This window comes from Actinopolyspora alba (genome assembly GCF_900112765.1).
Classification (GTDB): Bacteria; Actinomycetota; Actinomycetes; order Mycobacteriales; family Pseudonocardiaceae; genus Actinopolyspora; species Actinopolyspora alba.
In genome coordinates this window covers 84,603-107,743 of record NZ_FOMZ01000006.1, presented here as the reverse complement: position 1 = coordinate 107,743, position 23,141 = coordinate 84,603, and the positions used below count along the sequence as shown (strand labels likewise).

At 67.4% G+C, this 23,141-nt stretch carries 20 protein-coding genes and 1 pseudogene; 10 read left to right on the top strand and 11 right to left on the bottom strand.

The features are described 5' to 3' along the window. Nucleotides 1-206: 206 nt before the first annotated feature. The 5 genes and pseudogenes from BM150_RS25045 to BM150_RS10330 all read left to right on the top strand — a co-directional run. Nucleotides 207-851, top strand: a pseudogene (locus BM150_RS25045) (MBL fold metallo-hydrolase); the annotation flags it as partial. Next, entirely contained in the window at nt 751-2,040 is a 1,290-nt protein-coding gene (gene selA / locus BM150_RS10345; RefSeq protein WP_425427417.1) for an L-seryl-tRNA(Sec) selenium transferase, read from the top strand. The pseudogene BM150_RS25045 and the gene selA, both read left to right, overlap by 101 nt. After that, nucleotides 2,031-3,794, top strand: coding sequence for a selenocysteine-specific translation elongation factor (gene selB / locus BM150_RS10340; protein ID WP_092926505.1), 1,764 nt, complete (start codon nt 2,031-2,033; stop codon nt 3,792-3,794). Before selA ends, selB begins: the two co-directional genes overlap by 10 nt. A gap of 207 nt (nt 3,795-4,001) precedes the next feature. Then, nucleotides 4,002-5,039, top strand: coding sequence for a non-homologous end joining protein Ku (gene ku, locus BM150_RS10335; protein WP_092926503.1), 1,038 nt, complete (start codon nt 4,002-4,004; stop codon nt 5,037-5,039). Nucleotides 5,040-5,161: 122 nt separating this feature from the next. Continuing rightward, the gene (locus BM150_RS10330) at nt 5,162-7,690 is read left to right on the top strand and encodes an ATP-dependent Clp protease ATP-binding subunit (protein WP_092926501.1); all 2,529 of its coding nucleotides are present in this window, start codon (nt 5,162-5,164) and stop codon (nt 7,688-7,690) included. 163 nt (nt 7,691-7,853) lie between these two features. On the opposite strand, the gene BM150_RS10325 is transcribed toward BM150_RS10330, so the two are convergent. Then, entirely contained in the window at nt 7,854-8,741 is an 888-nt protein-coding gene (locus BM150_RS10325; RefSeq protein WP_092926499.1) for a universal stress protein, read from the bottom strand. Between the two features lie 216 nt (nt 8,742-8,957). Beyond that, nucleotides 8,958-9,860: a non-homologous end-joining DNA ligase gene (ligD, locus tag BM150_RS10320; protein ID WP_175496769.1), complete on the bottom strand. Its 903-nt coding sequence runs from the start codon at nt 9,858-9,860 to the stop codon at nt 8,958-8,960. 464 nt (nt 9,861-10,324) lie between these two features. Between ligD and BM150_RS10315 the strand changes: the two genes are divergently transcribed. Both BM150_RS10315 and BM150_RS10310 read left to right on the top strand, forming a co-directional pair. Further along, nucleotides 10,325-10,846 (top strand): hypothetical protein, encoded by a 522-nt coding sequence (locus BM150_RS10315; RefSeq protein WP_092926495.1) that lies wholly within the window; start codon nt 10,325-10,327, stop codon nt 10,844-10,846. A 143-nt stretch (nt 10,847-10,989) separates the two neighbouring features. After that, nucleotides 10,990-11,382 (top strand): gamma-glutamylcyclotransferase family protein, encoded by a 393-nt coding sequence (locus tag BM150_RS10310; RefSeq protein WP_092926492.1) that lies wholly within the window; start codon nt 10,990-10,992, stop codon nt 11,380-11,382. A 5-nt stretch (nt 11,383-11,387) separates the two neighbouring features. Here BM150_RS10310 and BM150_RS10305 read toward each other — a convergent pair whose 3' ends face one another. The 6 genes from BM150_RS10305 to BM150_RS10280 all read right to left on the bottom strand — a co-directional run bounded on the left by BM150_RS10305 (nt 11,388) and on the right by BM150_RS10280 (nt 17,085). Continuing rightward, nucleotides 11,388-12,893, bottom strand: a complete 1,506-nt coding sequence (locus BM150_RS10305; RefSeq protein ID WP_092926490.1) for an SDR family oxidoreductase — start codon at nt 12,891-12,893, stop codon at nt 11,388-11,390. 211 nt (nt 12,894-13,104) lie between these two features. Continuing rightward, on the bottom strand, nt 13,105-13,365 hold the full coding sequence (locus BM150_RS10300; protein ID WP_092926488.1) for a DUF3040 domain-containing protein: 261 nt from the start codon (nt 13,363-13,365) through the stop codon (nt 13,105-13,107). Nucleotides 13,366-13,667: 302 nt separating this feature from the next. Continuing rightward, nucleotides 13,668-14,078 carry a cold-shock protein gene (locus BM150_RS10295; protein WP_092926486.1) on the bottom strand — a complete coding sequence of 137 codons (411 nt, stop codon included), beginning with the start codon at nt 14,076-14,078 and terminating at the stop codon, nt 13,668-13,670. Between the two features lie 297 nt (nt 14,079-14,375). Continuing rightward, a complete protein-coding gene (locus tag BM150_RS10290) occupies nt 14,376-15,314 on the bottom strand; it encodes a quinone oxidoreductase family protein (RefSeq protein WP_092926484.1) in 939 nt (312 codons plus the stop codon). Nucleotides 15,315-15,446: 132 nt separating this feature from the next. Further along, on the bottom strand, nt 15,447-16,457 hold the full coding sequence (locus tag BM150_RS10285; RefSeq protein WP_245755409.1) for an iron-siderophore ABC transporter substrate-binding protein: 1,011 nt from the start codon (nt 16,455-16,457) through the stop codon (nt 15,447-15,449). 334 nt (nt 16,458-16,791) lie between these two features. Next, nucleotides 16,792-17,085 (bottom strand): WhiB family transcriptional regulator, encoded by a 294-nt coding sequence (locus BM150_RS10280; protein ID WP_092926482.1) that lies wholly within the window; start codon nt 17,083-17,085, stop codon nt 16,792-16,794. A gap of 710 nt (nt 17,086-17,795) precedes the next feature. On the opposite strand from BM150_RS10280, the gene BM150_RS10275 reads away from it, so the two are divergent. Further along, on the top strand, nt 17,796-18,443 hold the full coding sequence (locus BM150_RS10275; RefSeq protein WP_092926480.1) for a response regulator: 648 nt from the start codon (nt 17,796-17,798) through the stop codon (nt 18,441-18,443). 187 nt (nt 18,444-18,630) lie between these two features. Further along, complete coding sequence (locus tag BM150_RS10270) at nt 18,631-20,313, top strand: GAF domain-containing protein (RefSeq protein WP_092926906.1); 1,683 nt, start codon at nt 18,631-18,633, stop codon at nt 20,311-20,313. Nucleotides 20,314-20,364: 51 nt separating this feature from the next. Here the strand turns inward: BM150_RS10270 and BM150_RS10265 are convergent, their stop codons facing one another. The 3 genes from BM150_RS10265 to BM150_RS10255 are packed head-to-tail and all read right to left on the bottom strand — an operon-like array spanning nt 20,365 to nt 22,528. Next, nucleotides 20,365-20,958, bottom strand: coding sequence for a CBS domain-containing protein (locus tag BM150_RS10265; RefSeq protein ID WP_245755407.1), 594 nt, complete (start codon nt 20,956-20,958; stop codon nt 20,365-20,367). 27 nt (nt 20,959-20,985) lie between these two features. After that, on the bottom strand, nt 20,986-21,591 hold the full coding sequence (locus BM150_RS10260) for an Rv1733c family protein (RefSeq protein WP_092926904.1): 606 nt from the start codon (nt 21,589-21,591) through the stop codon (nt 20,986-20,988). Nucleotides 21,592-21,637: 46 nt separating this feature from the next. Further along, nucleotides 21,638-22,528: a universal stress protein gene (locus tag BM150_RS10255; RefSeq protein ID WP_092926476.1), complete on the bottom strand. Its 891-nt coding sequence runs from the start codon at nt 22,526-22,528 to the stop codon at nt 21,638-21,640. A 170-nt stretch (nt 22,529-22,698) separates the two neighbouring features. On the opposite strand from BM150_RS10255, the gene BM150_RS10250 reads away from it, so the two are divergent. Continuing rightward, on the top strand, nt 22,699-23,124 hold the full coding sequence (locus tag BM150_RS10250) for a pyridoxamine 5'-phosphate oxidase family protein (RefSeq protein ID WP_092926475.1): 426 nt from the start codon (nt 22,699-22,701) through the stop codon (nt 23,122-23,124). The last annotated feature ends 17 nt before the right edge of the window (nt 23,125-23,141 follow it).

Below are 23,141 nucleotides of genomic sequence, written 5' to 3'. Positions count from 1 at the left end.
TCAACACTGAAACAACAGTATAATCAAACAGCGAATTCCGCGCCGCGAGATCGAGGCTTTCCCGAAGTCCACTACGAACAGCTCTGTCGCGCGTCGACAGCTCGCCCTCCTGTCGCATACGCACGAATCGCGAGCAACAGCGCTTCAGCCGCTCGTGAACGGGGAGATCGCGGACCCGTGCGCGGACTACGCTCGATCACGAGGTTCATGACGGCGAGCTCCTGGAGGGGATCGGTGCCCGGGTCATCGCCACCCCGGGCCACACCCCCGGCAGCATCGCGCTGCACCTGGAAGAAGCCGGAGTACTGTTCACCGGCGACATCGCGGCCGAGTACGAGGGGCAGGTCGTTCTCGGGCCGTTCAACAACGACAGGGAACAGGCCCGACGTTCATTCCGACGGCTGGCGGGCCTGCGTTGCGACGTGGTCTGCTTCGGGCACGGCCAGCCCCTCGTCGATGATGCCACCACTACCCTGCACGAAGCGGCCACGGCGCGCTCCGTACCCGATCCCCTCGGCTGCCCCACGACGAAGGTCCTACTCTCCCCTTTTCGTGCCGTGCGAGTCGTGGTATCGAGGTCGACGCGGCAGAGTTCGGGGAAGCGAACCGCGAAACCACCCCGGAAGCACGTACCGGAATTGTTCCGGCAGCACCGGGCCGACATGCCGTGTCGAAAAGCTCCCCCGATACTCCCCGCTGCGTATCGTCACGAACGTGGACGAGCGGCGGAACATCCCTGCCACGGACCGGGTGCTCGACGACCCCCGGATAGCCGCGGCCGTCGAGCGCTTCGGCCGGGAACGGGTGAAACGCGCCGTCCACGACGCACAGCGACGCGCGCGGGCCAGTGAGGTCCCCGCCGATCAGGTGATCGCGGAAGCGGCGGCGAACCTGCCCACCTCGACCGGCGGTCCGCGCTCGGTGCTCAACGCCACGGGCGTACTGCTGCACACCAACCTGGGCCGCGCTCCCCTCTCGGAGGCCGCGGTGCTGGCCCTGCGGGAAGCCGCGGGAACCTGCGACGTCGAACTGGACCTCCACACCGGTCAGCGTGGTCGTCGCGGGGCGAGCGTCACGCGCGGCCTGCTCGACGCGGTCCCCGAGGCGGAGAGCGCGCACGTGGTGGGCAACGGGGCGGCCGCACTCACGCTGGCCGCCACCGCCCTGGCCGCGGGCCGTGAGATCGTGCTGGCACGCGGTGAGATGGTCGAGATCGGCGCCGGATTCCGCATACCCGACCTGTTGTGCTCCACCGGCGCGGGACTGCGCGAGGTCGGCACGACCAACCGTGTCGAGCTCGCCGACTACCGAGCGGCGATCGGAGCGGAAACCGGATTCGTGCTCAAGGTGCACCCGTCGAACTTCGTGATCAGCGGCTTCACCTCCGCTGTCGAGCCGGGCGAACTCCGCGGGCTGGACGTACCGCTGGTCGTCGACATCGGATCCGGACTGCTGGAACCGCACCCCAGGCTGCCGGACGAGCCCGACGCGCGCGGCACGCTGCGGGCGGGAGCGGACTTGGTGGTGGCCAGCTGTGACAAGCTGCTCGGCGGTCCGCAGGCCGGGCTGCTGCTCGGCAGGGCAGGCATCGTGGACAAGCTCCGGAGACATCCGCTGGCCCGGGCGCTACGTCCTGACAAGCTCACCCTGGCCGCGCTGCACGCGACGTTGCACGGACCTCCCACACCGACCGCGCGTGCGCTGGAACGCTCGCGGCGGGAACTGCGCGCCCGCGCCGAACGGATCGCGGAATCGTCGCGAGCATCGGGTGTGGCGGCGACGGCGGCGGACACCACCGCGGGCATCGGTGGTGGTGGAGCACCGGGAGTGGAGCTGCCCAGCGCGGCCGTCGTGCTGCCCGAGCACTGCTCCGAACGACTGCGCCGCACCGTGCCGCCGGTGCTGACCAGGATCGAACGGGGGAACTGCCTGGTCGACCTGTTCGCGCTGGCCCCGGAGCGGGACGAGGAACTGGTCGAGGCGATTCGCCAGAGTGCGCGGACGACGGATCCGGTCGTGGGAGGCCCGTCATGCGAGTGATCGCCACGGCAGGTCATGTGGACCACGGCAAGTCCACGCTCATCAAAGCCCTGACCGGCAGCGATCCGGACAGATGGGCCGAGGAACGACGTCGCGGGCTGACCATCGACCTGGGATTCGCGTGGACGACCCTGCCCGGTGGCGAGACGATGGCGTTCGTCGACGTGCCCGGTCATCAGCGATTCGTGCGCAACATGCTGGCCGGGGTCGGCGAGGTCGCGGGCGTGCTGTTCGTGGTGGCCGCCGACGAGGGATGGATGCCGCAGTCGGACGAGCACCTCGAGGCGTTGCACGCCCTGCGCGTGCGGCGGGGGGTACTGGCGATCACGCGCGGCGATCTCGCCGACCCGCGCCCCGCGCTGGAACAGGCACGACGGCGACTGGCGGGCAGCTCGCTGGCGGGACTTCCCGAAGTGGTGGTCAGTGGAACCACCGGGGCCGGGTTGCCCGAACTCACCGGGAAGCTCGACGACCTCGCGGGCCTGCTCCCGAATCCCGACCCCACCGCCGACGTGCGGCTGTGGCTGGACCGCTGCTTCAGCGTTCGAGGCGCGGGAACGGTGGTGACCGCGACGCTGTCCGCGGGCACGCTGACCCGAGGTGACGAACTCGTGGTGGCAGGAACCGGAAAACGCGTGACTGTCCGGGGACTGCGGAGCCTCGGTGAGGAGCACGAAACGGTCCGCGCGACGGCACGGGTCGCGCTGAACCTGCGCGGGGTGCACGCGGGGGAACTCGATCGCGGGGACGCGTTGCTGACACCGGGGGCGTGGCGGAGCACCGACCGGGTGGACGTGCTGTTGCGGGACGGGGGATCCGGCGAACTGCCCCGTGAACTGGGCATGCACATCGGTGCGGCCACGAGCGAGGTGCGGCTGCGGCCGTTGGGAGCGGACACCGCGCGACTTTCGCTGCGTGTCGGGCTTCCGCTGCGGATCGGTGACAACGCGCTGCTGCGGGACGCCGGACAGCACCGGATCCCTGCCGGGGTCCACGTTCTCGACGCGCGTCCACCGGAGTTGCGTCGTCGGGGCGCTGCCGCCGCCCGCGCTCGCGAGCTGGAGCGGGCGAGAGATCAGCCCGCAGGCGCCGTGCTGCTCGCGAGGGATCGCGCGATCCGCGCCTCGGAACTCCGCGTCTTGGGAGCGGCCCCTCCCCCACATGCCCTGGTGGCCGGGGACTGGCTGCTGGATCCGACCGCCCGGGACGAGTACGCGACACAGCTCGTCGAGCTCCTCGAAGGGGTTCACGGGGAGGACCCGATGGCGGACGGTCTCTCCGAGCAGGAAGCGGTACGGCAGCTGTGCCTGCCCCACGCATCGTTGCTGCCGCTGGTGCTGAACTCGGCGGCTGCCGCCGGGATCGGAACGGGCGACGGGAGGCTGCGGCTGCGAGGCCCCGAGCTGAGCGAGCACGTACGACGGGGCGTCACCGTTATCCGTGCTCGGCTGGCCCGGCACCCCTTCGACGCACCCACCGCGGCAGAACTCCGAGAACTCGGGCTGGACAGCGAACAACTCGGCGCGGCGAACAAGGCCGGTCAGCTGCTTCGGATCGGCGAGGGAATCCACCTGCTGCCGGGGGCGTTGCGGCGGGCACGGGACGTGCTGGCCGCACTGCCGGAACCGTTCACCCCGAGCGAGGCACGGGATGCCCTGGAAACGAGCCGCCGGGTGGTCGTCCCGTTGCTGGAGCGGCTCGCCCGCGAGGGCTACACCCGACGACTTCCCGACGGAACCCACCGAGTGCGCTGAACGGTCCCGACGGGGAACAACAACCGCCCACTCGCGTCCGGTAACCGGAAAACGCCGCAACGTAGCGGACCGAGCGGAAAGCGACACGAGGAGGTTTGCCGGGACGCGTCGGCTGGGCACCCAGCGCGCAGGGACGACGCGTGTCTCGCGGAGACGTGTCCTGCGGGATCACCGGCTGCGGGCCACCGACCGGGTGAGGAGGAAACCATGCCGCACAAGATCTGGGCGGGTTCGCTCAAGTTCGGTCTGGTGACCATTCCCGTCGGGTTGTACAGCGCCACCGAGGACCACGGCATCCGCTTCAACCAGTACGAGCGCGGAACCCACGACAGGGTGCGTTACCGCAGGATCAACGAGCGAACGGGTAAAGAGCTGGAAGGCGACGAGGTCGTCAGGGGGCTGGAGGTCGACGGCACGCTGGTCACGGTCGAGCAGCGCGAGCTCGACGACATCGCACCGGAACGTTCCGGAACGATCGAGATAGCGGAGTTCGTGGCGCTGTCCGAGATCGATCCCGTGTACTTCCAGAAGGCGTACTGGGTCGCCCCCGCCGACAGGCGGAACGCAAGGGGATACAGCCTGCTGCGTCGTGCGATGGCCGAGACCGAACGGGTGGGCATAGCCACCTTCGTGTTCCGCGGCAGGGAGTACCTGACCGCGCTGCGCCCCGAGAGCGAGGCGTTGGTGCTGCACACCATGTTCTTTCTCGACGAGATACGGGACCCCGCGAACGTGCTGGAGCACGCTCCGCCGGACGACTCGTACGGCTCGCGGGAACTGCGGCTGGCCGGCGATCTGATCAGGTCGATGAGCACCGCGTGGCACCCGGAGGAACACGTCGACACGCACACCGCCCGGATCGAACGACTGCTCGCGGACAAGGCGGCGGGACGTGCTCCCCGGAGCGGGACCGAGCACGTCGAAACTACCGCGACCGTGGACCTGGCCGAGGCACTGCGCCGCAGCACCGAACGCGCCCGCGCCGAGCGGAAGCACTCCGGGAGCGGGGGTGAGCGCGCGGACCGGGACGCCGAACGGCCGGAGACCGCACCGGTGTCCACCCTGACCCGCGAGGAACTGCGGAGACGAGCACGCGAGCTCGACATCCGGGGCAGATCCAAGCTCAACCGGGCCCAGCTGGAAAAGGCCATCACCGAATCACCCGGTGTGCACGGGGGTGGGCGGGCAACCGAGGAGGACACCGGAACCAGATCGCGGGGACGCCCCCGAAAAGCAAGGAGGTAACTCACCTTGAGCCCAACGGATGCGTTAGCCTTGAGCGAAACCGACGCAGGAATGGCGAACCGCGTCGCTCATGTTGAGCGAGACGCGATCCGCAACGAAGCGTGCGAACGAAAGAGGTAGTAATGACCAACTTCTTCGGTTCCGGTGGGCCCGGTTCGAGTCCGTTCGACGACTTCCTCGCCCGGTTTCTCGGCGGTCAGGGCAATACGCCGCGGCCGGTGCAACGTGTCGACATCACCCGTCTGATGACCCACCAGGCCCAGGAACTGATGGCTGCCGCCGCGCGGTTCACGGCCGAACACGGCGGACACGACCTGGACGCGCATCACCTGTTGTGGGCGGCGACCCAGACCGAGACGACGCGTTCGATGCTCGAACGGGCAGGGGCGGACCCCGCCGCGATCGCCCAGGGAGTCGAGCAGCAGCTGCCGCAGACCGAGAGCACCGACCAGCCGCCCGCGCTGACTCCGGCGGCCAAGCGGGCACTGCTGGACGCGCACCGGGTCGCCCGCGCGGTGGGCTCGTCCTACATCGGTCCGGATCACCTGCTGCTCGCGTTGGCGGCGAATCAGGAATCCACGGCGGGCCAGATGCTGGCGGCGGCCCACGTGACCCTGGAGTCGCTGCAGAGCGGGGCGTCCGCCCGCGGCTCCGGCGGTCAGCAGACCACCGAGGCGCAGCAGCACAGCCCGACCCCCACGCTGGACGAGTACGGCCAGGACCTGACCTCACGCGCCCGTGAGGGCGGACTGGACCCGGTCATCGGTCGCGAGTCGGAGATCGAGCAGACCGTGGAGGTGCTCTCGCGCCGCACGAAGAACAACCCGGTGCTCATCGGCGAGGCCGGGGTCGGCAAGACCTCGGTCGTGGAGGGCATCGCGCAGCGCATCGTCGACGGCGAGGTTCCCGACGTACTGGCGAACAAGCGAGTGGTGCAACTCGACGTGTCCGGGGTGGTCGCCGGTACCCGCTACCGGGGCGACTTCGAGGAACGGATGAACAAGATCATCGAGGAGATCAGCCAGCAGAGCGAGCAGCTGATCATCTTCATCGACGAACTGCACACCGTCGTCGGCGCGGGCGGATCCGAGGGTGCCGTGGACGCGGGCAACATGCTCAAGCCGAGACTGGCCCGGGGCGATCTGCACGTCGTCGGGGCCACGACACTGGACGAGTACCGCAAGAACATCGAGAAGGACGCCGCGCTGGAACGTCGCTTCCAGCGCATCGACGTCGCCGAACCCAGTGTCGAGGACACGGTCCAGATCATGCGGGGGTTGCGGGACCGCTACGAGGCGCATCACCAGGTGCGGTTCAGCGACGAGGCGATCAACGCCGCAGCCGAGCTCTCCGACCGCTACGTCACGGACCGCTACCTGCCGGACAAGGCCATCGACCTGCTCGATCAGGCCGGGGCGCGCAAACGACTGCGCACCCGTACCCCCACGACCGATGTCCGCGAGCTGGAGGAACAGGCCGAACAGCTCAGCAGGGACAAGGCCCAGGCGGTCACGAACGAGAACTACGAGCAGGCTTCGCAGCTGCGGGACGAGATCAACCAGGTGCAGACGAGGATCCGGCAGCAGCGGCACAGCCCCGACGGGATCCCGGAGGTCGGTTCGACGGACATCGCGGAGGTCGTGTCCCGGGCCACCGGAATCCCGGTCACGCAGCTGACCGAGGAGGAGAAGGGCAGGCTGATGCGGCTGGAGGAACAGCTGCACCACCGGGTCGTCGGTCAGGGCGAAGCGGTTCACGCGGTCTCCCGCGCGGTACGCCGCTCACGAACCGGCATGGGAGACCCGAACCGGCCGGTCGGCACCTTCCTGTTCCTGGGGCCGACCGGGGTAGGCAAGACCGAATTGGCCCGCGCGCTGGCCGAGTCGCTGTTCGGTGACCAGGACCGGATGATCCGGCTGGACATGAGCGAGTACCAGGAGGCGCACACCGCCAGTCGGATGGTCGGCGCTCCCCCGGGCTACGTCGGTTACGGCGAGGCGGGCCAGCTCACCGAGGAGGTCCGGCGCAGGCCCTACTCCGTGGTGCTGCTCGACGAGATCGAGAAGGCGCACATCGACGTGTTCAACATCCTGCTGCAGGTCATGGAGGACGGCCGCCTCACCGACGGCCAGGGGCGCACGGTGGACTTCCGGAACACGGTGCTGATCATGACCAGCAACCTCGGTTCGGACATCATCTCCAACCGTTCCGGGGTACTCGGGTTCAGCACCAGGGAGGAGGAACAGACCACCGAGGCGGCACGGGACCGGTTGATGGTTCGACTCCGTGATTCGTTCCGCCCCGAGTTCCTCAACCGGATCGACGAGATCGTGGTGTTCCGCAAACTGGAGTCGGACCAGCTGCGCAGCATCACCGAACTGTTGTTGGAGGAGACCAGGCAACGACTGCGGGCGCAGGGAATCGACATCACGTTCGAGTCGGACGCGGTGGACTGGCTGACCGAGCACGGCCACCAACCCGACTACGGTGCCCGCCCGCTGCGGCGGACCATCCAGCGCGAAGTGGACGACTCGATCTCGGACCTGCTGCTGGACGGGGAACTCGCCCACGGCCAACGCGTGGTCGTCGGAGCCGACCAGGACCGCCTGCGGTTCTCGGTGCAACCGCAACCGGCGGAGGCCTCCGCCTGATCGGGATTCCGGTCGGGACTCTCGACGGGTGAGGCCCCATTCCGGCCCCGCGGGGCCGATACCGGGTAACGGCGGGCGGCGATTCCGATCCGGAGTCGCCGCCCGTTCCCTCGTGGCTGTTCGTCCTCGTGCGGCCACCCGGCTATCCGGTTCGGGTGAGCACTCAGCGAGCCACGAGGACCGGACAGGGCGCGTGGTGCAGCAGTGTCTGGCTGGTCGATCCCAGCAGCAGCCCCGCCAGCCCGCCGCGACCACGTGCCCCCACCACCACCAGTTGGGCGTTGTCGGCCTGTTCCAGCAGCAGCCGTGCGGGTTTGCCGTAACCGACGACTTCGTGCACCGGCACGTCGGGATAGTCCTCCCGCCAGCCCGCCAGCACTTCGGCTAGTAGCCGCTGTTCGTCGGCGCGGACGGACTCCCAGGTCTTGTCCGCCTGCGCGCGGGTCCACAACTCCCCCACCACCAGGTCGTGCCAGGCATGCACCGCCATGATCCCGGTCGAGCGGGACGAGGCCATGTCGAACGCCCACCGCAGCGCGAGCTCGCCGGGACCGGAACCGTCCACACCGACGACGACGGGGAGGTCGGTGGGCTGCGCCCCCTCGTCGGGCTCGCGAACCACCGCCACCGGACACTGCCCGTGGTGTGTCAACGCGATCGCGACCGAACCCAGTATCACCCCACTGAAGCTGCCGAGACCACGGCTACCGACCACGACCAATCGTGCCGTGCTGGACTCGTCCAGCAGCACGGTGCGGGCGGATCCGGTACGTACGGCCGTGTCCACCACGAGTTCCGGATCCTCGGCGGCCGCGATTTCCCGAGCGTCGCGCAGCCAGTCGCTGACGAACTCCCGTGCCGTCTCGTTGGTGGGCTCCGGTGTGGCGGTTCCCAGCGTGTCGGGAACATAGCCCAGGGCGGAGACGTCCGCGTGCACCAACCGCAGCGGTGCCGAACGGTGGGATGCCTCGCGAGCCGCCCAACGCACGGCTTCGAAAGCGGTGGGAGAACCGTCGATTCCGACCAGAATCGGCTTCGCGATGGTAGACATGTCTCACTCCGGTGGTCGTGGCCTCGGTCCGGGCGGAGCTGGGTGTCGGCGCGGTGTCCCGAGCCCGCCGGAGCTGCCGGGAGCAGCGCCCGGAACCAACCATGACACCTGCCGGAGCGGGCCGCAGCGATCCGAAGGACCACCGCCCCGGGGAACTTCCCCCGCGAACGCTCAACGATCCGGCGGGTTGACGTGCGGAGCACTGCCAGGTGCGGTCTACCGCATCAGGGACAGCAGGCTCCGCGCGTGCGTGGCCGACCGAGCGTGATCCGCGAACTCGTCCCACGGGTCGCCGTAGGCACGCAACCGCGCGGGCATGTCGTGGATGGTGAACGCGGCCGGACCGACCGAGTCCAACTCCGACCACCACAGCGGAGCGGCGACCGGGGCACCGGTGCGGGCCCGCACCGCGTACGGCGCTACCGCGGTCTGGGCGTAGCCGTTGCGCAGATAGTCGACGAAAACGCGTTCGCCGCGTTCCTTCTTGCGCTGCTCGACGGTCAGCATCGCGGGCCGCCGCGCGGCCAACAGCCGGGCGACGCCGAGAGCCAGTTCGTGCGACTCGTCGAACGAGAGCTCGCCGCGTATCGGGGTGACCACGTGAAACCCGCGGGATCCGGTGGTCATCGGGAAGGGGACGAGGCCGAGTTCCTCCAGTGCCTCGCCGACCAGGCGAGCAGCGGTGCGCAGTGATTCGGGCTCGTCGACCGACGGATCGAGATCGAACACCAGCCGGTCCGGCACCGCCGGACGCTCCTGGGTGGACAACCACGGGTGAGGGGTCAGGCAGGCCTGCCCGGCGAGGTAGAGCAGTGTCGGAGCGTCACCACAGACCACGAGTTCGTTGTGCCCACCGCTCTTCTTGGCCACCCGGACGCGGCGGATCCACTCGGGGAAGAAATCCGGCACGTTGTGCTGCACGATACGCTCACCGTCGATGCCGTCCGGGAACCGCTCCATGACCATCGGACGGCCGCGCAGGTGGGGCAGCATCGTCGGAGCCACCTCGCGGTAGTAGGAGACGATCCGCTGCTTGGTGATCCCGTCGATGGGAAAGAGCACCTTCCCGGCACGGGAAACGTTGACGGACCTACCGTCGACGTCGAACGAGACGTTCAAGTATCCGCTCCGGACTGCTGGGCAACGGCTTACTGGAGCTTTCCGGTCGTGCTGCCCGAGGAGGCCGCCGAGCGGTGTCTTCCTCGGGGTCCCCTCGAGGATGCGACTGTGAGGCGAAACACGCCACCGGGGGCACACGTGCTTGACCCGCGACACGCCGCACCGAACAGCCGCGGGGTCACCCGGTGGCCGGTGGGTACGATTCGGTCGGTAACCATGAATATGCGAACATTCGAAGTATCACGCGAATGGACGTTGCGTTACCGCTGCCCCACTCGGTAGGCGCGAACGCCAACGCGGGACAGTCCAGCCGGGTGTGCGTACCGTTGTCGGCATCACCGTCACGTACCTCCGGTGGGAAGTGACAACTGGTTCGTGGGCCGAGCCACAACCGCAGAGGCTCCGGTTGGACGACACGTGACCTTTCGGTTACCGGCTACGACGCCGACGAGGGAAGGACCGAGGTGGATACCGAGACCGCGCAGACCGACGACCTTCGGCTCGTTGCGCTGCAAAGCGCCGTGAACTGCACCGACATGTTCGTCCGTTTCACCCTGAGCGAGTGGTCGCTGCGCCCGATGACCGACGAGGCGACAGCGGCGGCTACCCGGCTCGTCTCCGCCGTCGTCGAGCACTCGGATTCGCAGTCACCGGGGTTCGTCTCGGTCCGGCTGCGGATTCACGGCAACAATCTGGTGATCGAGGTCGAGGACGACCAGAGTGTGCTTCCGCCCGCTGTCTCGTCGAATCTCGCGGGTGTGCACACCGGTGTGGTTTCGCCCGAGGGACGGGGCCGCATCGTCTGGTGCGAGCTGGAACTGCCGCAGGGGATGCGTGCTTCCGACGTTCCGCTTCCTCGCCGGGATCCGAAGCGTTCCAACTCCTCCGAACAGTCGGAGGACCTTCCCGACGACGTCGATCCACAGGTGATGGAGCGGCTGCTGTCCGGGCTGAGCAAGCGCGACCCCGACTCCGATTCACAGTAACTCGGTAACTCCCGCTGGCACGCGGCCCGGTGACGCACCAAGCCGGTGATCACCGGTGGGGCTCTGCCCGGGAGTTTCCCGCCGGATCCGGGGATTGTGGGGCTGGGTGACCGTTTCGAGCGAGCCGTGTGGGAACGACGAACATGACACTCCCTCGACCCGACGAACAACGACCCCGGCGGGTCGCTGTTTACGGCACGTTGCGCAGCGCCGGCTCGGCCGGCGACCTCATGAGATCCTTGGCGAGCCTGCGGGAGAGCGACACTCTGCTCGCGGGACGGCTCTACGACACCGGGCAGGGGTATCCGGCTTTCGTCCCCACGGAGGCAGCTCCCGCGCCGAACGAGGGGATTCCCGCTGAGGTCTACGTACTGCGGGAACCGGAGCGGTCACTGCCGGTTCTGGACCGCTACGAAGGTCCGGAATACCTCCGCCGCGTCCGCACGCTCCGGGACCGTCGACGGTGCTGGGTCTACGTCTGGCGTGGTTCGGTGTCCGGCATGACCGAGCTCTCCCACGGTTGGTGCGAGTCCTGACGGATTCATCCGGCCCCGTGCGTGCCGGAAGAGCCCTCCGCGGGACGGTGCCGCCCGGTCGACTGCTCCGCCTCGCGAACGATGTTGCGTGCCATGCCCCCGAAAACGGCCCCGTGGAACGGGGCGACGGCCCACCAGTAGAGATGGCCGGACAGACCTCGGGGCACGAACACGGCCCGCTGGCGGTACACGGATCCCGAACCCGTGTCCGGACGGACACCCAGTTCGAGCCAGGCACGTCCGGGAAGCTTCATCTCGGCACGCAATCGCAGCAGCCTGCCGTCGTCGAGTTGCTCCACTCGCCACCAGTCCAGCGCGTCGCCGGTTCGGAGTTCGTGCGCGTCACGACGTCCTCTCCGGAGTCCCACACCTCCCGCGAGGCGATCGACCCAGCCCCGTGCCGCCCATGCCAACGGCATGGAGTACCAACCGTTGCGCCCTCCGATGCTTTCGATGACTCGCCAGACCGTCTCCGGTGCGGCCGATGTCCGGCGGACCCGAACATCGCGATAAGCGCTCCCGCCCGCCCACCGCGGATCGGAGGGCAACGGATCCGAAGGGGTGTTCCCGGAGGCATCGGACCAGCGGGTGTCCACCTGTCCGTTACGAACCCGGGCCAGAGCCAGGCGCACGGCCTGTTCGTACGAGAGCAGTCCCTGCTCGGGTGCGGCGACGTAGTCGTCGATGTCGTGTTCGGTACACACCGCCTCGTGCACCAACGAGTCGATCAGCGGAGCTCCGATCGATTTGGGTACGGGAGTGACTATGTTGATCCAGTGCGAGCTCAACCTGGGTGAAAGCACGCTCACCGGCAGCATCACGCGGCGCGGCAGTCCCGCGACCACCGCGTAGCGCCGCATCATCTGCTCGTAGGTGAGTACCTCCGGCCCACCGATGTCGAAGGTCCGGTTGAGCGAGTCCGGAATCTCGGCGGCACGAACCAGGTAGTGCAGCAGATCCCGGATCGCGATGGGCTGGACACGATTTCGCACCCATCGTGGGGTGACCATCACCGGCAGCCGTTCGGTGAGGTAACGCAGCATCTCGAAACTTGCCGATCCGGAGCCCAGCACGACAGCGGCCTGCAGCACGACGGCGGGCACGGGGCCCGAGAGAAAGATGTCTCCGACCTCGACACGCGAACCGAGGTGTTCGGAGAGTTCGCTCCGATCGGTCGGGTGCAGACCACCGAGATACACGATCCGTGAAACGCCGGCCTCCGCGGCCACTCGACTGGTTTCGGAAGCGCCCCGGCGGTCGCGTTCGGCGAAACCGGTTCCGGACATCGAGTGCACCAGGTAGTAGAGCACGTCAACACCGTGACAGGCGGCGCGCATGCTGCTCGGATCCAGCACGTCACCACGAACGACCTCGATCTGATCGGCCCAGGGGACGTCGCGGAGCTTGTCCGGATCGCGCACGAGACAGCGGACTCGATGACCATCGGCCAGCAGACGCGGCACGAGTCGACCGCCGATGTATCCCGTGGCACCGGTTACCAGGCACAGCATGTCGACATGATGACAAGGGAAAATGGTTCACGCATTCCCGTTCCACGTTGACGGGCAGCAGCGGATTCCCCCGGAACCGGGGAGGATTCCGTCGTGATTCGTGCCGGCCGATCGCACGGCGGAACGCGCGAGAACACCGAGAACGGATCCGGTCCCACCGCGAAGACACCGCGCGCCAACGACGATCACCGCCCGACTCGAAGAAGTCGGGTCAGGAACGGCCGCGCCAGTACCAGAAGGCCGATACTCCACCCGCCAGCACAGCGGCGAGCACGGCCGACCCGAACTCGGCGAGCACGAGCAGGGTCACCGAAAGCATCATCACGACGGCGGCCAGCACGAGCAACGGCGGAAACCTGCGCCGAATGGTTTTCGGTTTCCCCTGTGCCAGTCCACGGGCCAACTCGGGATCTTCCTGGCTCAGCCGGTTCTCGATCTCTTCCAGGCTGCGACGTTCGTACTTGCCCAACATCGGCAACCTCCCGTACCTGCCTGTCCGCGTTGCCGTCCTCCGGGGTAAGTAGTGTCACACCGGACGGGGGTGAACGACCAGCCCTCGCGACAGGAGAAATCTCGAAAATTTCCCGCTCCGGAGTGGCGGTTCGTCCTCTGGGTTCACCGAGGTACTCACGCGACGAAATCTCCCGCCGGACGCGCGGGCCGGCCCGTGCAGCCGGCGGGAGAAGGTTCGTCCCGGCAACTACGTGCCGACCACACGAGCCGACGCGTACGGAGGTTCGAACGGCAGGGAGTCACGGCAGGACTCGTCGCTCGTCACCGTCCGACCCAACCGTGTTCTTCGGCCAGTTTGAGCAGCCGTTGCCGAGCCTGCAGGATCTGACCACCCGTCATCGTGGGGATCGCACCCAGCAGTGCCTCGGTTATCTCGGCGGACAACTCATCGGGCGAGAGGACGTCGGAGTCCCCCTCCGAATCGGCCGGTGGCCTCCCAGCGGAGCCGCCGGCGGCGGATCGGGCGCCACCGGCAAGACGGACGTCCGAGGCCTTCAGTCCGCGTTCCCCGTCCTCGACGTTGAACTCGACGGTTGTGCCCGGAGAAATCAACCCCTCGTCCACCAACAGGTCGTTGACGTGGACGAAAACATCCTCACCACCACTTTCCGGCGACACGAACCCGAAGCCCCGGGAACTGTCGAACCGGATCACCTCACCCTTGATACCCATTACCTCGTTTCATCAACTCTGAACAGCGTGCGGGATCCCGCTGAAACGTTCCGGGCCGTCACACCACACGCGGTGTGAAAGCCAACGGACTCGCCCGTGGTACTTCCCAGCTCGTGCTCGACGACCCGACCGGACTTTGATCCAGCTGCCAAGTCCCGGTCGGCCACCGAGCTGTTCCGAATGGGCGGACTCGAGCTCTCGATACCCGGTGAATCCCGGTCAGTAATGTATCAGCGACAACTCGGCGACGACCGGACGCGTCCAGGGGCGTCCGGTCGTTCGTCGAACGGGGCTCGTTCAGGATTGGAAGTCGAGTACGAGACGTCCTCGCACTCCACCACCTTCCAGCCTGCGATGGGCCTCGTCGGCCCGCTCCGCCGGTAGGACGCTCGCGACTCGAAGGCTGAGCACTCCGCTCTCGACCTTCGCACGCAACAGGTCCAGCGCGGCGTTGTCCCGGGCGGCGTGGACCACGAGCACCCGGTGCACACGGATGTCACGTCCGGGATCGCCATTCCAACCGCGCACCACGGCGAGACCACCACCGTCACGGATGGCCGGGGCCACCTCACCGTCGAGCACTGCCCCGTCGGCCACTCCCGCCACGCCCTCGGGCACCAGTTCACGAATTCGCTCGGCCACATCCGCACCACGGCGTACCACCGCGTCCGCACCGAGATCACGTACCAGCTGCTCGTCAGCGGTTGACGCATCGGCGATCACGTACAACCCGCGGTCCTTGGCCAACTGAATGACATAGCCGCCGAAAGCCCCCGCGGCCCCCGTGACGGCCAGGGTCTCGCCCTCGGCCAGGTCGAGCTGCTCCAGCGCCAGATGAGCGGTCAACCCGTTCATCGGCAGTGTGGCGGCAGCGGCGAAATCGACTCCCTCCGGGATGGCCGCCACGGAATCCTCGGGAACCACGATCTCGTCGGCGTAGGCACCACCCCGTTCATCCACGGGGACCACTACGGCCATGACGCGATCCCCGGGTTGCCGAGTGGTCACGTCGGGACCAACCGCACTGATCACTCCGGCAGCGTCCATACCTGGTATGTAGGGCGGTTCCAGCCCAGCTGTGCGATGACCGCCCGCGCGCAGCACGGTGTCGGTCGGGTTCACCGCCGCGGCGTGCACCCGAATCCTGACCTCGCCCTCCTCGGGTTTCGGCTGCGCGACATCCACGGCGCGCAGCTTCTCGGGTCCGCCGAACTCGGTAACTCCAATAACTCGCATACCCCGCACAACCGTGCATCTGCCGTGAATCTTCCACCTGGGTGGGGATCTCCCGGGCCTGCGTCGGTGTTCGACGCCGGCCCGGGAAAGCCACGATCCGGCTGGGACGGAACACGTACTGGCGGAAACGGTTCAGGAATCGGCCACGTGCTCGGCGAAGACCGGAGCGACCTGCTGCAGCGCGTACTCCATGCCGCTGGCGGAACCGCTGGAGAAGGCATTGACGACCTCGGGATCGTCCAGAATGACGAGACGACCTTCTCGCGCGGCGGAGGTCCGGTTCAGCAGTTGGTCCTGCCACAGTTGCCGCGGACTACCGTTGATCGCGAAAACCACTGTCAGATCGGCGCTGAGCACGTCGAGCCGTTCCCGCGAGATGTCGACGTAGAAGCTGCCGGAACCCAGCTCGTCGATCTCGGGTTTGTTCGTCATCCCCAGTTCCCGCATGAAGCGAACCCGGGAGTCGCCGGTGAGATAAGCCCCGTACTGGTCGCTGCCGTAGTAGGCGCCCACCCCGACCGTCTTGTCCCGCAGCTGGGGGTGCTGGGACAGCGTTTCGGAGAACGCCCGCTCCACCTCGGCGATGCGGGCCTGCCCCGCATCGGACTTGCCCAGCGCTTTGGAAACCAGGTCGAGTTGCTGGCGCCAACTGGTGCCGTACGGAACGGTGTCAGCGGGAGGGGCGATCGTCGGCGCGATCTTCGACAGCGTTTGGTGTTTTTCCCGGGATCCGTCCGACCGGGTGTTGAGGATGAGGTCGGGTTCGAGCGAGGCGACCTTCTCGTAGTCGACCTCGTTGGTTCCCAGCATCTCGGGGGAGGCGGTGAACTCTCCCGCCGCCCAGGGGCCCACCCCGTTTCCGCCGAAATCGAGCCAATCGCTGACCCCGACCGGTTGAACGCCCAGATCCAGCGCGGTCTCAGCGTCCGACCAACCGAGTGCGACCACCCGCTCGGGCTTTTCCGGCACGGTGACCTCGCCGAACTTGGTCGAGACGGTGACCGGGAAGGCCGCGTTGTCGGCGGCTTCCTCCGTGGACTCACCCGAGGAGCCCCCCTGACCACATGCCGAAAGCGCGGTGGCCAACAACAACACGCTCAGTAAACCGCCGAGACGGCGTACGTTTCCGAGTCCGCTCCGCAACCCTGTCCTCCCGCTGTAGCGGCCGATGGTGGCGGTGTGGACGGGCCGAGCCCGGCCACACCCAACCAGTGCGAAGGTTAGCCTAACCTAGCGAACGGGGCCATCAGCAGCGGAGCCGATCACTCGAGGTGTTCGTCGCCCACGGAAGTGTCACGACGAGACGGCCCACCCGGATATCCGACGCGAAATCTCCCCTCCGATTCCCCCGGCGAGCCGCAGCCGGGCCGGGGAAAGCGGAAAACGTCTTGGTCACGATCGAAACGTCCGGGAAGAACGGGGCCGCGGCATGACGCGGAAGGGATGTTCGAGTCCGTCCTCGTCGACTTTCCGCGAATCACCGACGAGCCGCGGACTCGCGGGAATCGGCGACCCTCGCCGCACCACGAGCACGGCGCCCCGACTCGCGACGCTCCTCCGGAGTCATCCCACCGAAAATGCCGAAATCCAGTCCGGTACGCTGCGCGTAAGCGAGGCACTCGGAGCTGACCGGGCACTGGGCGCATATTTTCTTGGCCTGCCGCACCTGCTGCGCGCCCGGCCCCACCTCGGATACCGGGAAGAACAGTTCCGGATCCTCGTCGCGGCAGCTCGCGCGGTGCTGCCAATCGGTATTCGTGTTGTCCATCATGTGGCGCCTCCTCTCTTCTCGGGCGCGGTCGTGTGCCTGCCTGGTTGATCTGTTCGGGAGTCGTGCCCACGCATGGGCGCAAGCCGTGGCTGTGAAAAGGCCGCACGGACGCTACGTGCCGTTCACGTCGACGTCACGAGGATGGCGACCAACCTCACCCGCAACGTCGCGGAAACGGCGACAGTTCCGTTCCGGTCGCGTGTGTCGGCTCACAACGCCCCGCCCGATCGCACGGGAAACCCCGTCGAGCGGAAAAACCGGCCGGCGCGCAGCACATGTTTACCCTCGATCCGAGGATCTCGGGAAAACGCGCGCGCCGTCGCACCGCGAAATAACGCGGTAGCGCCCCTTCTGTTGTTGCCGCCGCATCCACCGTGATTACTACGAGGACCGACAACGCGATCACACTCACCGGACCACAAGCTTCCGGCGTCACGGCCGAACTACCACGGTAGCCACGTTTGCCTTGTTTGACCAGCACCGCGTTTCGCGAGCTCAAACCTTGACTGGCCCCAGTCGCCCTCGCAGAGTGGTAACCACAGCCGCGTGCTACTCACTACGGAGCAGACCGTGACAGCGGGCCGTACCAATGGCGGGGCTGCCAATCAACCGTACGAATGCTCACCCGCACGAAACTGATCGACTGCATCCTACACACCATTGGGCTCCGCCGTACACCGGTGATCGCCAAATCGATGGGGTGATATCGCATGATCACGGTGTTCCTGGTCGACAACCACGAAGTCGTCCGTCGTGGGGTCGCGGATCTGCTGGAATCGGATCCGGAACTGAAAGTGGTCGGTGAAGCGGCCACTGTCGCACGAGCGCTGGCCCGCGCCCCGGCCCTGCGGCCCGATTTGGCGGTGCTGGACGTGCGGCTTCCCGACGGCAACGGGGTTGAGCTGTGTCGGGAACTGCGTTCCGAGGTTCCCGGGCTGAACTGTTTGATGCTGACTTCGTTCACCGACGAAGAAGCGATGCTGCAGGCGATTCTGGCCGGAGCCGGTGGTTACGTCATCAAGGACGTGCAGGGGTTCGAACTGCTCTCGGCCGTGCACCGGGTGGGCTCGGGACATTCGATACTCGACAGCAGGGCGACGAGAACGGTGCTGAACCAACTGCGCAGTGGCGGGGATGGCTCGGAGGAACTCCCCCAGTTGTCCGAGCGCGAGCGGACCCTGCTGGACCTCATCGGGGAAGGGCTGACCAACCGTCAGATCGCGCAACGCATGTACCTGGCCGAGAAGACGGTCAAGAACTACGTCTCCCGCCTGTTGACAAAACTGGGACTGCAGCGTCGTACCCAGGCGGCCGTGCTGGCCACCCGATTGCGCGACCAACGACGGACTCCGCACTGAGGGTCAGTGCAAGCGGCTCGCCTCACACGAGTCGCCGGGAATAGCGTGGCGCTTCACCACTACCGACCACGGAACGTGAGATTGGCGGGGTGTCGCGACCGGTGGCATCGTGGGAAACGTGTCGGGCAGTGAATCGCCACACGGAGGATTCGGCGATTTTGCGCTTCCCCCCGGAACGCGAAACGCGCTGTCGCAGTCCCGTTCACGGGAACTTCTACGCGGTGCTTGGGAGCTCATCGAACGGGACAACGGTGCCGGTGACAGGGCGGACGTCCTGCTGGAAGCGATACTGGCGGTTTCCTCCGAGCTGGAACTGGACACGACGCTCCGGCGGATCGTCCAGGCGGCTACGGGGATCGTGGGAGCGAAGTACGGCGCACTGGGGGTACTGAATCCGGACGGTGACGGGCTGGCGGAATTCATATACGAGGGTATCGACGAAGAGACCCGCCACCGAATCGGCGAGTTGCCCCGTGGAAGGGGACTGCTGGGACTGCTGATCGATCACCCCGAGCCGGTGCGGCTGACGGAACTGTCCCGGCATCCCCAATCGGTGGGTTTTCCGGCGAGTCATCCTCGGATGCGGAGCTTTCTCGGTGTACCGATCCGGCTGCGTGACGAAGTGTTCGGCAATCTCTATCTCACCGAAAAGGTCGAGGGTGACGCCTTCACCGAGGCCGACGAGACGATGGTTCGTGCCCTCGCCGCCGCGGCGGGAATCGCGGTGGAGAACGCGCGACTTTACGAGCGTGCCCGGCTGCGGCAACGCTGGCAGGAAGCGACCAGTGAGATCCGTGCCGCGCTGCTGGCGGCCACCGATCCCGTCGAGGTGCTTGACCTGATCGCGAATCGGGCGCACGAGATCAGCCATGCCGATTGCACGTTTCTGGCGCTTCCGCAGGACTCCGACCTGCCGTCCGAGGAGGTCGACAGGCTCTCGGTCTCGGTCTCGATCGGATCAGTGGGCAGCGAGCTGGTGGGCACGGACATCCCGGTGACCGCCTCGACCTGTGGAGCGGTTTTCCGCGACCGGGTTCCCCGGCAAGTGAGCAGGCTCGATCTGGGCAACGACGCGGGTTCCTTCGGTCCATCACTCATTCTGCCGCTGCGCTCCAGTCCCGAAACGGTTTCGGGAGTACTCGTAGTGGCTCGGAGCCCGAGAGCCACTTCCTTCGACGCCGAGCAGCTCAGGTTGGTGGCGGGGTTCACGGACCAGGCGGCACTGGCGCTCCGACTGGCGGACGACCAACACCGGCTGCGCGAACTGGAAATACTCGGCGACCGGGACCGGATAGCGCGTGATCTGCACGACCACGTGATCCAGCGACTTTTCGCCATCGGGCTGTCCCTGCGGAACACGCAAGGACTCGTCACCGATCACGAAGTGGGACAACGGCTGAGCACGACCACCGCGGAGCTACAGCGGGTGGTCAACGACATACGTGACACGATCTTCGATCTGCGCAACAGCACGCGCCACGGCTCCGAGCTCCGTACCCGACTGAACGAGATCGTCTCGGAGTCGATCGCCGAAACCGGGCTGGAAGCGAAGGTGAGCATGAGCGGACCGCTCAGCGCGGTCCCCGACAAGCTGGCCGAACAGGCCGAGGCCGTGATCAGGGAAGCGCTGAGCAACACCGTCCGGCACGCCGACGCGAACAGCGTGTCGGTGACCGTCTCGGTCACCGACGAGCTGACCGTCACCGTCGTCGACGACGGTGCGGGAATACCGGCCGGTATCACGCACAGTGGCCTGGAGAACCTGGAACACCGGGCACGGCGTGCGGAGGGAACGATGGAGACGACATCGCTGCCCGAGGGAGGCACCAGGTTGAGCTGGTCGGCACCACTGCTCCGTCCGAATTCGTGACGGCCAGCGACGAACCGGTCGGTGCGCGGGGCCTCCGGCAACGACGATTCCTCATCCCGTCGCCGTCGGCTCGGCCGCGCTGCACGTGGCGCGCAGCACCCCGGGCACGCTCTCGGCCAGTACGCGGGCGACGTGTCGATCCTCCGGACTGTCGAACTCGTCGACGATGACCGCCACACCTCCGGAGACCCGAATGCTCCATCGCCGGGGGCCGCCTATGAAGGAGAGCCGGTAGCGGATGTCGCGGGCCAACAGATCGTCGTCCCTGGCGAGAGTGCGAACCAGGTCCCGGCCGGTGATCATACCGACGAGTCGCTGTTCGTCGATCACCGCCACGCTGCGCACGCGTTCCTCCAGCAGCACCTTGACCAGATCGGTCACATCGGTTTCGGGTTCGATACCGGTTATGCGGGCCGAGATCAGTTCTCCCACCGTTTCCGGAGGCGCGGGCTGCTCCCGGTCCTCGTTGGAATAACGCGGATCACGCGGGAAGCGATCCCGCACGAGATCGAGCTCGGTCACCGTGCCGAGCGGGTAGTCCTCACCGTCGAGCACCGGCAGTGCGGTGATTCCGTGCTCGACGAGTAACGCGGCGGCCGTCTTGACCGGTGTGTCGGTACGCACCGTGACAGGTACCTCGCTCATCACGTCTCTTACGCGCATCTCCGCTCCTCACCCCTCACCGCTGTCCCGATAGCCACTCCAGTGGCGTTCGAAGTGTTCCCATTCGCGCTGCCAGTTACACCGGCGGAGACGATCCAGGCACCGCCGGAACAACCAGAATCCGCCCACGGCCCCGAACAGCACGGTCAGCCACAGCGTCGCCGCGGCCGCCGTCGCCTCGCGAACCGCCGCGGCCGAGGTCATCGGTGGTGGGACGGAACGTCCACTGCGATCCGTCCAGATACGTACCCGACTACGTTCGGGGGAACCGGCAGGGGCCGCCACCATGCCGGTGCGGGCGGAACCGTCGGGAGCCTGCCAAGTGGCGCGAACCTCGGCCCTGGCGCGGGAACCGGCACGTACCGCTGCCGGTGGCGGACCCGCGTCGTCCAGCAGCACCGCGGTGACCTGTTGCCGTTCCCGCGTCTGACTACGCGCCGCCCCGAGCTGTTCCCCGTAGGTCTGTGCACCACTGGCGACCGCGAACGGTGTGGCGACCAGCGGCAGCAGCAGTACCAGAGTCAGCACTCTTCCTTCGATCCGGTCGGAGGGCCGGGCCAGTGGGTTGGCGCCCGGCAGCAGCAACCGACGCAATCGCAGGAGACACTCCCCCATGGTCACCGCCTCTCTCGGGGTATCCGTGAGTACGGACGACTTCCGGTCACCACTCCTCCTGCCGAGGACGTATCACCAGTACCGGACAGTGGGAATGCTCGATCAACGCCTGGCTGGTGGAGCCGAGCAGCAGTCCACGAAAACCGCCGCGACCACGACTTCCGAGCACCACGAGACGAGCCGTCTCGGAACCGCGCAACAGCTGCTGTCGAGGACGGTCCCTTCCGACCACGCGCCGCACGGTCACGTCGGGATAGCGCTGCCGCCACCCCGCGAGACGCTCGGCCAACAACCTCTCCCCGCCTTCGGCGTAGGACTCGTCCGTGCCGTCGGAGCTCGCCGACGTGTCGTACTCGACGTCGCTCCAGGCGTGCACCGCTACCAGTTCGGTGCGCCAGTGCGCCGCGTATTCGAACGCGGCGGCCAGGGCTCGTTCGCTGATGGGGCTTCCGTCGATACCGACCACCACCGGACCTTCGACCGGGAAGTGCTCCTCCCCGGGCCGGGGACGCACTACCACAACCGGACAAGCGGCCCTGCTGAGCACCGCTGCGGCGGTCGAGCCGATCAGCATCCCGGCGAATCCGCCACATCCGGAAGCACCCAGCACGAGCAGGCCCGTGTGTTGTGTCTCCGCCAGCAGTGCGGGCACCGCTCGCCCGTGCACGCTTCGGGTGGATACCGGTAGGTCGGTGGCGATCTCGTCGGCCGCCGAGGCCGCGAACGAGAGAATGTGTTCGGCATCGTGCGGTGTCCCGGCCCCGGCGTGCTCCTCCGGCCGGTCGGCCGCCGCGACGGGGCGAAACACGTGCACCACCAACAACCGGGCGTGGTGCCACGAAGCCACCGACGCGGCCCAGCGCACCGCCTCGGTGGCGGCATCGGAACCGTCGACACCCACCACCACGGTCCTGCTCGGTCCACCGGCCGGGCTCATACTTCCTCCATCCGAACCGAGCATGACCGGCCGGTGGCATTCGCGCACGGCGACCACTGGTGACTCGCCCCGCGAAGGTGGCCCCGGATGACTTTGTGCCCTGTGATGCCACGGGGAGTTGGTGGACCGTTGGCGTCACCAACCCGACGATTACCACCGGGATACCCACGATGAACACGCACAACGAGCTTCGCTCCCTGACCACGCGAGAGAGCATCGTGCTGCTGTCCTCCGCGCAGGTGGGTCGAGTTGTGTTCACCGACGAGGCTCTGCCCGCCATCCGGCCCGTGAACTTCGTGGTGGACGGCGCGAGCGTGGTGATCCGCACCGGAAGGGAGGGAAGCCTGTCCAAACTCAACGGGAACGTGGTGGCCTTCGAGGCCGATCACATCGATCTGGCGACCCGGTCGGGGTGGAGCGTGATAGTCCACGGACGCGCCGAACGGGTTCGCGACATCGATCAGCTGGTCACACTGGCTGATCCGACCAAGTCCTCCTGGGTGCCGCTGCGGGACTACTTCCTGCGGATACCGTTCGAGATGGTAACCGGACGACGGCTGGCACTGCCGCACGTGACCAGCGAAGTCACCGGCTAGTGCCGCCCGCCCGAGGT